This is a genomic window from Hymenobacter norwichensis DSM 15439, from assembly GCF_000420705.1.
In the GTDB taxonomy this organism is placed as follows: Bacteria; Bacteroidota; Bacteroidia; order Cytophagales; family Hymenobacteraceae; genus Hymenobacter; species Hymenobacter norwichensis.
Genome location: NZ_ATVL01000006.1, coordinates 535,329 through 545,586, shown reverse-complemented (window position 1 = coordinate 545,586; position 10,258 = coordinate 535,329). Strand labels below are relative to the sequence as shown.

General features: G+C 54.3%; 11 protein-coding genes. 4 read left to right on the top strand and 7 right to left on the bottom strand.

The genetic code is table 11. The features are described 5' to 3' along the window. Nucleotides 1-130: 130 nt before the first annotated feature. The 4 genes from G536_RS26055 to G536_RS0103475 form a co-directional block, all read right to left on the bottom strand. Nucleotides 131-694, bottom strand: a complete 564-nt coding sequence (locus tag G536_RS26055) for a PPC domain-containing DNA-binding protein (protein WP_022822190.1) — start codon at nt 692-694, stop codon at nt 131-133. A 73-nt stretch (nt 695-767) separates the two neighbouring features. Then, on the bottom strand, nt 768-2,078 hold the full coding sequence (locus G536_RS0103485) for a hypothetical protein (RefSeq protein WP_022822189.1): 1,311 nt from the start codon (nt 2,076-2,078) through the stop codon (nt 768-770). Continuing rightward, nucleotides 2,075-2,866 carry a hypothetical protein gene (locus G536_RS0103480; protein ID WP_022822188.1) on the bottom strand — a complete coding sequence of 264 codons (792 nt, stop codon included), beginning with the start codon at nt 2,864-2,866 and terminating at the stop codon, nt 2,075-2,077. Before G536_RS0103480 ends, G536_RS0103485 begins: the two co-directional genes overlap by 4 nt. A 99-nt stretch (nt 2,867-2,965) precedes the next feature. After that, complete coding sequence (locus tag G536_RS0103475) at nt 2,966-3,535, bottom strand: RNA polymerase sigma factor (RefSeq protein ID WP_026879795.1); 570 nt, start codon at nt 3,533-3,535, stop codon at nt 2,966-2,968. A gap of 199 nt (nt 3,536-3,734) precedes the next feature. Between G536_RS0103475 and G536_RS0103470 the strand changes: the two genes are divergently transcribed. After that, nucleotides 3,735-4,250, top strand: a complete 516-nt coding sequence (locus G536_RS0103470) for a hypothetical protein (protein ID WP_022822186.1) — start codon at nt 3,735-3,737, stop codon at nt 4,248-4,250. 67 nt (nt 4,251-4,317) lie between these two features. Here G536_RS0103470 and amaB read toward each other — a convergent pair whose 3' ends face one another. Beyond that, nucleotides 4,318-5,916: an L-piperidine-6-carboxylate dehydrogenase gene (gene amaB / locus G536_RS0103465; protein WP_084708466.1), complete on the bottom strand. Its 1,599-nt coding sequence runs from the start codon at nt 5,914-5,916 to the stop codon at nt 4,318-4,320. 220 nt (nt 5,917-6,136) lie between these two features. Here amaB and G536_RS0103460 point away from each other — a divergent pair, with 220 nt between their 5' ends. The 3 genes from G536_RS0103460 to G536_RS0103450 all read left to right on the top strand — a co-directional run bounded on the left by G536_RS0103460 (nt 6,137) and on the right by G536_RS0103450 (nt 7,716). After that, nucleotides 6,137-6,634, top strand: coding sequence for a hypothetical protein (locus G536_RS0103460; protein ID WP_169515034.1), 498 nt, complete (start codon nt 6,137-6,139; stop codon nt 6,632-6,634). A gap of 41 nt (nt 6,635-6,675) precedes the next feature. Next, entirely contained in the window at nt 6,676-7,104 is a 429-nt protein-coding gene (locus G536_RS0103455; protein WP_022822184.1) for a hypothetical protein, read from the top strand. 201 nt (nt 7,105-7,305) lie between these two features. After that, on the top strand, nt 7,306-7,716 hold the full coding sequence (locus G536_RS0103450; protein WP_022822183.1) for a hypothetical protein: 411 nt from the start codon (nt 7,306-7,308) through the stop codon (nt 7,714-7,716). Nucleotides 7,717-7,809: 93 nt separating this feature from the next. Here G536_RS0103450 and G536_RS0103445 read toward each other — a convergent pair whose 3' ends face one another. After that, complete coding sequence (locus G536_RS0103445) at nt 7,810-9,327, bottom strand: Do family serine endopeptidase (protein ID WP_026879793.1); 1,518 nt, start codon at nt 9,325-9,327, stop codon at nt 7,810-7,812. A gap of 290 nt (nt 9,328-9,617) precedes the next feature. Continuing rightward, the gene (locus G536_RS0103440) at nt 9,618-10,061 is read right to left on the bottom strand and encodes an Hsp20/alpha crystallin family protein (protein WP_022822181.1); all 444 of its coding nucleotides are present in this window, start codon (nt 10,059-10,061) and stop codon (nt 9,618-9,620) included. Nucleotides 10,062-10,258: the final 197 nt, after the last annotated feature.

The following is a 10,258-nucleotide window of genomic DNA, read 5'->3' as shown; positions in this document are numbered from 1 at the left end:
GCAGAATAGCGTAAGGAATTAATCATAGCCGGCCGCCTTGAAAAAGCACCGCGGATATTCCTACAATAATACGCATTGCAACGCCTGCCTGAAATAGAACGATTGGGCCGGCTCCAATAAAATTTTCCGGTTACCTCCGCGGCTTTTTGGTAGATGGTTTTGGGGGAGTTGGGTGTACGGTTAGCTCCCGATAGCCAAATGTGGGGTCGATTTCGCGGCGAAACTCCACTTCTTCCAGCACCCCGATTACTAGTTCAGCAGTGGTGTACACCAAGTTGCCATCGAGCAGATGCCCGCCGACAGTGCGCCCCGTGGAATCGGATACGGACAAGTGCAGATGGCTACCGTTGACGGAGAGTGTACCTACGAGGGATACAATTTCGAAGTGGCCGCGGTATACCGTAGGATTCTCCTGGTTGGCAAGCCGCAGCGTAGCCTGTGTAAGGCTACCTACACCCGTTACCATAGTCCCCGCCTTCACTTGATGCTCCGTTACGAAAGCGTTAAGCTGCTGACGCAGATCCTGTCCGGGTTTCAGCCGCAGGGTGTACGTGCGCATAGCAGAAGGTAGCACAGCCGACGAGGAGGAAGCAGACATGGCAGTTGGCGTTTGGGCAAGTAGTGGCCCCGCCGCCAGCGCCAGTAGTAGAAACAGCAACAGGCGGCGCGAGAAGTTGGCAAGGCAGGTAAGCATTCAACAAAGAACGGCGTCCTGCACCACATGCAGAACGCCGTTAGATAAGCCGCGTCGAATGTTGTCGGCCAGACTAGCGGTTGAAGCGCACGTTGCCGTAGCGCACCTTTATGTTGACATTGCTGGAGGCAGAGCGGGCTTTGGCCACCCCGAAAGTGCCTTGCATGTCACTGGAAACCGGGCTGCTTTCCTCTGATGCTACGTGCACCAGTTTCTTGTCAACCAGTAGCTTACCGTGCTGAGTGTTTACATCGAAGTTGAACCCGGCCTCATCGGCGAAGTTCAACAAGATGGTGCTATAGCCCCCGTCCAGGTTGATAGCCCGGAAGTTGCGGCCGGTATTGCGCACCTCAAAATTGGGGCAATACTGCACTGTCATGTCCAGTTGGTTGCTTATTTTGTCGATGCTGAAAGTGGAAAAGCCCGAGGTACCGCGCAAGTTGCGGATGGTACCCAGCGCTACGTCGCCGTATTTGCTGTGCACGCTCAAATCCTGCACCACCCCAATATTGATGTCAGAGTAGTTGTTGCGCAAGTCTACCACTTGGCCGACATCCAGCCGCAACCGAGAGTAGGAAGCATCAATTCCCGCTTGCCGCACATATGGTATCGAGGCCTGTCCATTGCCGATGCGCAGCAGGTTTTTGCTGCCTTCCAAGCGGCCGGTGCGTAGCGTACCGTATTCCACGGCCAGTTCAGTGGAACCTACCAAGTCGCCAAGAATGCTGACTTCGCCAAATGTATTGTATACGCGCAACGGAGTATTGCGAGGTATCCACACTGTGTAGTTTACCTCATAGAGCTTGGTGCGGCTCCGGCAGCCATGGGGCATGGCGCCAAACTTCGAGCGGACCGCAACGCCCCCGGTTGCCGGGTCGGTTTCGGTTAGCTCCACCTGAATCATTTCCTGGAGCTGTTGGGCTTTTTCGTCGGTGTCGGCGCGAGTAATGATGTCTACATCAGTACGGATTTCCGGACGGTTCCACACGTTCACCAGCACCCGGCCATAGCGAGTATCCAAAGCGTAAGGTTTGCCGTTGGGCACTGCAAAAGTGCGGCTTAGCTTACGCGTTTTTTCGGCTGCCAGCTGGTTGCTTTCAACCACTTGCCCAGGTTCCTGCTCTCCCTGCACATCCATTATCTGCTCCGACTGCTGGGGGCAGCCGCTAACGTGCGCTGTATGGTTGGTGCCGTTTTGAGGCCAGAAAGCGGGCGTTTCGGTGGTTGATGGCTGGTAATATTGGACTTCTGGGGTGGAGCCGGGACGAGGTGGAGTAGCAGTTCCGGCCTGTGGCTGCGTTTGAGCGGCGGCACTAACTGCAAGCAGGCAGCTTACCGCCAGCCCACGGCCGGTGCACAAAAGGGTATGGCGGAAATAGCTCATGGCATTGGGTGGGTATCGGCAATCATCAAAGGCTGCGCGTGATACTCCTGCACCTGCTCACGCGAGCGGGTCTGCTGATTCAGAATATCGAGACGGATTTGCAGGTTGCGGTTCATGGCTTCCAGCACCACGTCGGGCTCGGGGTTACGGTAGAGCTCCACTTTCAACTGCCGGTACGTAGAGTCCAACCCGGCCAATTCACGCCGCCAGTCCGCAGTTGGGGCGCTGGCAGCGGTTGTCTGGGCTTCTAACTCCCGTAGCTCACCCTTGCGCTCGGCAATTTGGGTGGCATAGTAGGTTTCCATGCGCTGCAAAGCCGTAGTGAGGTACTGCGTCGAGGATTCGGGGGCGTTGGCTACCGGCGAAGCCCCAAAATACAACCCGGAGCTTACGTCTTCCGATTCGCTTTCGGGGGCCAGTACCAGCGGCGTAGTGCCGGCTGTGCGGGCCCATACAGTGTCTTGGTGGCTGCTGCTCCATACCGCGCCAATGCCGGCAGCCAGCAACAAGGCCACAGCGGCGGCCATACCCGAATTGGGCAACCATTTACTACGGAAATTGGTGGTGGGGGCGGCAGAAGCAGCAGGCGCTTCATCGGGGTATAGCCTCACTACCCGTAATGGGGCAACAGCAGGCGCTTCATCGGCGGCTGGCGCGGCAGAACCAGCCGTGGGTGCGGCCAAGTTCTGCTCGATGTCGTCCCATAAATCCGGGCGCGGCTCGAACACATCAAAGTCGGCACGGTGCCGCTCGATGAAATTCTCCAGACCGGTTTCTTTGTCGTTCATATCAGGGGTGGTACTAAACACATGATTTGCTTTCACCTACGGTAAGCCGCCAAAAAGGGGTGGGCGGCGCGCCGCGGGTTTGGCACATTGAGGTGGCTACTAAGCTGTAAGCCCGCGTTGCGAAGCCAACTCCAGCAGCTTCTTGCGGGCCCGGCTGTACTGCGACTTCGAGGTGGATTCAGTGATGCCCAAGATGCCGGCAATTTCGGAGTGGTCGTAGCCTTCCAGCAGATATAGGGTCAGCACCACACGGTAGCCGTCGGGCAGGTCCTGTACGCAGCGCCGCACCACATCGGCGCGCCACTGCACCACTTCGGTATCCGGTGAGCTGTCCGGCGTATCGGGGCCGGCGGCATCATGCTGCTCGCCTAAAGGCACCAATTGCAGGCGCCGGTTGCGCAGGCAGTTGATACTTTTATTGATGACAATCCGCTTCAGCCAACTGCCGAATGATGAATCACCTTTGTAACTGTGCAGTTCCCGGAATGCACTCAAAAACGACTCCTGCAACACATCCTCGGCCTCGGCGTAGTCGCCGGTGATGCGCAGGGAAGCGTTGAACATAGCTTTGGCGTAGCGCTTGTAGATTTCGGCTTGCGCCCGTCGGTCGCCCAGGCGGCACCGCTCCACTAGCGGGGCATTGATGTCGGTATACGCAAAAGCTTCCATAGGGTCGGACAGCGGCAACTGGTTAAAGAAAGGATAACGGTAAATATCCAACTTTCCGGGCAAAGCCGCCAGAGCGGAGAGGCTAAGCAAGTGAAAGACAGCACCCGCGGAGAGGAAGTTGCATGAAGCCGTAGCTATTACTGTGGCAGCCTGCCATTATCTTCACCGGACTTTATATCCCCTATTTCAACTTTTTAGCATGAAGAACTACTTACTCTTATGCTCTTTGCTTGCTACTCTCGGCTCTAGCAGTTGCAAAAAGAAAATTGACTTTGGCCCCGATGAAGGCGTTACATACCGTGACTTTCTAAACTATCCGCAGAGCCAGAACGACCCCTCGGACTGGACGCTGGATGGCAATTGGAATAAAGAGGAAAAGAAGTTGTTCAACAGCTTAGGCTTCGATGTAAACAGCACGGCCAGCGGAAGCTTCCGTAACATCAGCTTCTTTCCGAACCCGGTGGAAACTGAAGGAGTATTGACCTGCCAGACTACAGCGAGTGGCCTTTCGGTAAAGCTTGTTCTTGTAGACCGTAAGTACAGAGTGCTAGACACTGTTACTGATTCTTCTACAACTACTAGCTCCTATAGCTACCGCTTTACATTCGACAACAGCAAATACAAAACGGACGAAATCTACCGACTGTATTACGTATTCTACCAAGGCTCAACGCTTTACTACAAAGGCCACGGAGATATCAAGATAGCTAAATAGCAAAACAGGCCCGCCGGTACTCCCGACGGGCCTGTTTCACATGAATTACTTGGATTATCTGCTTTAGCTACACATCGAACTTGATGCCCTGGGCCAGCGGGAGCTGGGTGCTATAGTTGATAGTGTTGGTCTGGCGGCGCATGTACACGCGCCAAGCGTCGGAACCCGATTCGCGGCCGCCGCCGGTTTCTTTCTCGCCCCCAAAGGCGCCACCAATTTCCGCACCGCTCGTACCGATGTTCACGTTGGCAATGCCGCAGTCGGAGCCGGTGTGGCTGAGGTAAGTTTCGGTTTCGCGCATGTTCAGCGAGAAGATGGCCGACGACAAGCCCTGCCGCACGCCGTTTTGCAACTCGATGGCCTCTTCTACCCCACCGCGGTACTTAATAAGGTATAGGATGGGCGCGAAGGTTTCTTCCTGCACCATGTGGTAGTGGTTTTCGGCCTCCACCAGCGCGGGCTGTACATAGGTGCCGCTTTCATAGCTGGTGCCGGTCAGCACTTTGCCGCCGGTCAGCAGCTTGCCGCCCTCGGCCTGCACATCGGTTAGGGCCTTCGTGAAAGCCGCCACGGCGTCTTGGTCGATGAGCGGGCCAACCAGCGTACCTTCCTGTAAGGGGTTGCCGATAGGTAGGTTGGGGTAGATTTTCAACAGCCGCGCCTTCACATCCTCGAAAATTGCTTCGTGAATAATAACGCGGCGGGTGGTGGTGCACCGCTGCCCGGCCGTGCCCACGGCCCCAAACACGATGGCCCGAATGGCAATATCAAGGTCGGCGTGCTCGGTCAGGATGATGGCGTTGTTGCCACCCAACTCCAGCAGCGCCCGACCCAGGCGGGCGCCTACCACCTCCCCTACCTTCTTACCCATGCGGGTGCTACCCGTGGCCGATACCAGCGGCACGCGTGTGTCGGCGGCCATCTGAGCACCTATTTCCGCATCCCCGATTATCAGGTTGAAAATACCTTCGGGCAATTCGTTTTCGCGCAGCACGTCGGCCAGAATATGCTGCACTGCCACGCCGGTCAGCGGCGTTTTCTCGGAAGGCTTCCAGATGCAGACGTCGCCGCAGACGGCAGCCAGCATGGCATTCCAGCTCCATACGGCCACCGGGAAGTTAAACGCCGAAATGATGCCCACCACGCCCAGCGGGTGGTACTGCTCGTACATGCGGTGCGCGGGCCGCTCTGAGTGCATAGTAAAGCCGTGCAACTGCCGCGAAAGGCCCACGGCAAAGTCACAGATGTCAATCATTTCCTGCACTTCGCCAAGGCCTTCCTGCAAGATCTTGCCCATTTCGTAGCTCACCAGCTTGCCCAGCGGCTCCTTGAATTCGCGCAGCTTGTTGCCAATCTGCCGCACAATCTCGCCTCGCTTGGGTGCCGGCACGGTGCGCCAGGTTTTAAACGCGGCCTGAGCCGTTTCCACTACCTGGTTGTAGTCGGCGGGAGTGGCTAAGGCTACGGTGCCAATGCGGCGGCCGTCGGCGGGCGAGTGGATGGTTTTCGAGTGGGTATTGCTGGTGCCGCCCCATTGCAGGCCGGTACTCCAGGCGGCATTTTCGGCCTGGATACCCAGCTCACGCAGTACTTGCTGAATACCGTGCGGGTCGTGCTCCTGCACGTCGGTGCCGGTGGCGGTGGCTTCTTCGAGAGCTTGTTTCATGAGGAAGAAAGAAATGAGAGGGTTGGGTGATGGATGGGTGCTATAAAGGTAAGCTGCCCGCTGAACTAAGCCCGATTAGCCGACTACAGGAGCAGGATAGTTACACCTTTACTTATGCAGACCAGAAAAGTATGTCGTAATTTTATAACTATTTATACATCAAATTTTATCATTCACACATAAGAGCAAGCATAAAGCTATTTCAAGGGCATAACACCATTTGAATAAAATAGCTATTTTTGTATTATTACAACTCACATTCTTGTTGCTTCTTATGGAATTTTCTACTCTGGCAACGCCTCCCCTCATTACCCACACCGATTATCTAACGCTAAATTATCGTCCCGACTTACAGCTACTTGTATTGCGCTGGCTGCGTGATGCGTCACTTTCCGAAATGCAGATTGGCCATCAGGAAGCGCTGCATTTGGCGCGCCAACATGCAGCAACACAGTGGTTTATTGATGTGCGACGCCGGCTATTAGTCGAGCACACACATACTAGCTGGGTGATTAACGAATTTTTGCCGCAAGCTGCTACCCTGCTACAGGCGCCATTACGCGTGGCTTATCTAATGTCGCCGCATCGGCAACGCACTATCGACAGCCAACCGGAACTGCAAGCTATTTTCGCCCGGGCTCACGTGCCTACTCTGCCTTATCGTATGGAGTCTTTCATGAATGAAGCAGAGGCTATAGAATGGTTACTTGACAAGTAATCTTTGTCGAACTTTGCTACCCGTTCCTGGCTACGCATGTCATGCTTCCCGAAACCCTCTTAATTGCCGACCACCTTACGCTCACGTACCGGCCCGACTTGGAGGTGTTGATTGCACGGTGGCATCGTTATGTTACGCTTAACGAGTTGCAACTTGGCTACCGCAGCCTAGCCGACGAAGCCGAACGGCGTAGTACTGTGCGCTGGCTGCTCGACACGCGGGCCCTTTCCATTAATGCCGAGGCTGGGCGCTGGGTGAATGACGTATTCTACCCCACTTTAGCAGCACGTTTCAATCGACCGGTACGCATGGCCTACATGGTACCACCCGGCACCCGCCAGCAGCTGCAAACCAATGTAGAAATCACCCGGCTATTTGACAGGTTTCAGAAAACGATGTACCCCTACATCTTTCAACTGTTCGATCAGGAAGGGGACGCGCAACGGTGGTTGGCTATTCCTTTTGAATAAGTAGCAGGCACCATCCGGTACAGCAGCGCTTGAAATGCCAAATCGGGACTGACCTTCGTTGGGTTAACCGATAAATTTATATTTTCGTAAGGGCAGAGCAGCCGAAGCCACGGCAACAGCTTTTGTGGCGGCCTATAGCTTACTGCTTCTTACCTTGCCGACCATTGCGCCGGTCTTTTTCCATTTATAATACCCGCTCTAATGTCGCTCATCACCTGTACCATTCAGCACCGCTCTGACTTAGGCGTGTTGGTTGTACGTTGGCCTGACGATGCGCCATTGCACCAGTTACAAGCTGATTTTGCGGCTGTGCTAGCTATGGCTGAGCAAACCACTACCGCCTTCTGGCTGCTAGATGTACGCCGGCGCGACCAAATCAGCCCAGAACTAGGCCACTGGACTACCACCATTTTTTACCCACAAGCAGCAAATAGGTTGGCTCCGCAGACGCTACGCATCAGTGTGCTTTGCTCGCCGGCCCGGATGGCGGTGTACGATGCTGATCCTATCCAAATGCAATATCTTACCTTCGGCTTAGCACCGGAGCGCCCATATCAAATGCGTCTTTTCGGCGACGAGGGTACAGCCATGGAATGGCTTTGTGCTCACTAAAGGCGTTATTCGACACAAGCCTAACACCCAGTGAAAAGGCCTCCGCTTCGAGTAGCGGAGGCCTTTTCACTGGGTGTTAGCTAACTGGCTAGTTTACTCAGCTTGTCCGATGGGATAGTAGGCTTTGCGGCCATCAGGGTACACACCTTCTACAAGGGCACCTTGGCTTTCCTTAGCAGCCTCCAAAAACTTCTCTACGTCTTGGGGTTTGCTCACGCGGTTCTTATCAATGCGGGTGATGATAAAGCCGTCGGCAATACCAGTTTCGCGGAAGTTTGACTTGCCGATACCGCTGATTTTAGCGCCACCATCCAGGCCTAACTTGCTAAGCTCTTGCTTACTAACAGGTTGCAGCGTAGCGCCTTCATACTTAACTGCCTTGCTTACTTCCTCCCGAATGATGTCGGTAGTACCGGTGGCATTGCGTAGTGTAGCGGAGGTGGTACGGGTATCGCTACCACGCAAGTACGTCACCTTGATTTTGTCGCCGGGGCGGAAGCGAGCTACCTGCTCTTGCAACTGCGACGAGGTGTTCACCTTGGTGCCGTTGATTTCGGTGATGATGTCGCCGATTTTGATACCTGCGTCCGCTGCCGAGCTACCTTCCGTCATACCCTGCACGTACACACCGTTCAGGCTAGACAGCTTCTTCTCAGAAGCCAGCGTAGCGTCCACTTCCTGAATGCTTACGCCCAGCAAAGCACGCTGTACCACTTTATACTTGAGCAGGTCGTCAATTACCTTGCTCACGATGGAGCTTGGCACTGCAAATGAGTAGCCCACGAAAGAGCCAGTCTGCGAAGCAATGGCCGAGTTGATGCCAATCAGGTCACCGTTGAGGTTAACCAATGCCCCGCCTGAGTTACCGGGGTTCACTACGGCGTCAGTCTGCAAGAACGACTCAACACCCATGTTCTGGTTACGGCCAGTCTGCTCACGCAAAATACCAATGTTGCGGCCCTTGGCTGAAATGATACCAGCCGTAACCGTCGAGTTCAGGTTGAAGGGGTTACCTACGGCCAACACCCACTCCCCTACTTTCACTTGGTCGGAATTGCCGTACCGGATGAAGGGCAAGTTATCGGCTTTCACTTTCAACAGTGCTAAGTCCGTAGTTGGGTCGGTGCCTACCAACTCGGCTTCAAACTTGCGCTTGTCGTCCATTATCACCGTAATCTTGTCGGCCTTGTCGATTACGTGGTTGTTGGTTACGATGTAACCATTGGCTGCAATGATAACGCCCGAGCCGGAACCTTGCTGCACCCCTTGGTTGCGGCCACGACCATGATATTGCTCGAAGTCGTCACCGAAGAATTGGCGCAGGAAGGGGTCCATCTGCGCGGCATTCTGGCTGGGCTTCGGAGCATATTCAGTGGTTACGTGTACTACGGCTGGCGTTACGGAAGCCGCAGCGGCCGTGAAATTGAGCCCTTCGGGCACCACGTAGTTGCTGCTGCGCAGCTCACTCGTGTAGCGAACATTAGGGTCAGCCGCAATGGCCTGTGGCGTATTGGTACGCTCAGGCTCCAGCAGCTTGTACCCACCTACTGCTACGCCGCCACCCAAGATGGCGGAGCCCAGCAGACCGAGCATCATTTGTTTTGCTTGCATGGGTAATATGAAGGTGAAAAAGAAGAAAAGATGTGATTCGAATTTACAAAACCAGCATGAAAAGCAAATGAACCTGCCCTCTCATTCTGGGCTCCTAACGAAAGATGCTGATCCATTGGTATAGAGTTGCATCAGGCAGGATTTTCAACTAGAAGTTGGAGCTATACGCGTAGCTAATTACGTGCCACTCAACCGTTCCTGCTACGCTTGCCGCTATATATTAGTAGCAACACACGAACCAACAAAAAAGGCACCCAATAGGATGCCTTTTTTACAGTTTTTCGCAGCGCTTAGCGCACTTCGATATGATGTTTCGTCACTTTTTTGCTATCGAAGGGCAGCAACACCCGCAGGATGCCGTCGGTGAGAGCTGCGTCAATAGCGGTTACGTCTACGGTTTCGGGGAGGCGGAAGCTACGAGAGAAGCTACCGAAGCCGGTTTCGAGGCGGCGGAACTTCGGCGCGTTTTCGTCAGCGGTTGGGGCCTTCCGCTCACCGCTCACGATTAGCTGGCTATCCTGGAAATCGATTTTAACGTCCTCTTTCACTACGCCAGGTAGTGCAAGGTGCAGTTCGAAACCTTGAGCGGTTTCCAGTATGTCGGCAGCGGGCACGAACGATTTAGCGGGCTCCGTTGCGGCGGGGAGGGTATCACGCAGCATCTCATTCAGCAATGAGTTGAAAGCACGGTTTGGGCGAAGAGCAGGACGGTTGTTATACAGCAGAGTTGCCATGGTAAAAGATGCTATGTTGAAGTCAGAGATTAATGTTTTCCCTTGCGGGTACACCCTGATTCTATAAAATCTGTACCAGAATCTCTTACTCTATATTTTCAAGACATTTTGTCTTGATTAATCAATATACACTTCACCTAATAAAATCATCATTTTCCTTATACTGCCAATGAAGCAAATTAAGCAATAAAATCGAC

Bases quoted from the DNA above. Each gene is read 5' to 3' on its own strand.
- G536_RS26055 (WP_022822190.1), bottom strand. From the start codon at position 694: ATGCTTACCTGCCTTGCCAACTTCTCGCGCCGCCTGTTGCTGTTTCTA.
- G536_RS0103470 (WP_022822186.1), top strand. From the start codon at position 3,735: ATGAAGAACTACTTACTCTTATGCTCTTTGCTTGCTACTCTCGGCTCT.
- G536_RS0103450 (WP_022822183.1), top strand. From the start codon at position 7,306: ATGTCGCTCATCACCTGTACCATTCAGCACCGCTCTGACTTAGGCGTG.
- G536_RS0103455 (WP_022822184.1), top strand. From the start codon at position 6,676: ATGCTTCCCGAAACCCTCTTAATTGCCGACCACCTTACGCTCACGTAC.
- G536_RS0103485 (WP_022822189.1), bottom strand. From the start codon at position 2,078: ATGAGCTATTTCCGCCATACCCTTTTGTGCACCGGCCGTGGGCTGGCG.
- amaB (WP_084708466.1), bottom strand. From the start codon at position 5,916: ATGAAACAAGCTCTCGAAGAAGCCACCGCCACCGGCACCGACGTGCAG.
- G536_RS0103440 (WP_022822181.1), bottom strand. From the start codon at position 10,061: ATGGCAACTCTGCTGTATAACAACCGTCCTGCTCTTCGCCCAAACCGT.
- G536_RS0103480 (WP_022822188.1), bottom strand. From the start codon at position 2,866: ATGAACGACAAAGAAACCGGTCTGGAGAATTTCATCGAGCGGCACCGT.
- G536_RS0103445 (WP_026879793.1), bottom strand. From the start codon at position 9,327: ATGCAAGCAAAACAAATGATGCTCGGTCTGCTGGGCTCCGCCATCTTG.
- G536_RS0103475 (WP_026879795.1), bottom strand. From the start codon at position 3,535: ATGGAAGCTTTTGCGTATACCGACATCAATGCCCCGCTAGTGGAGCGG.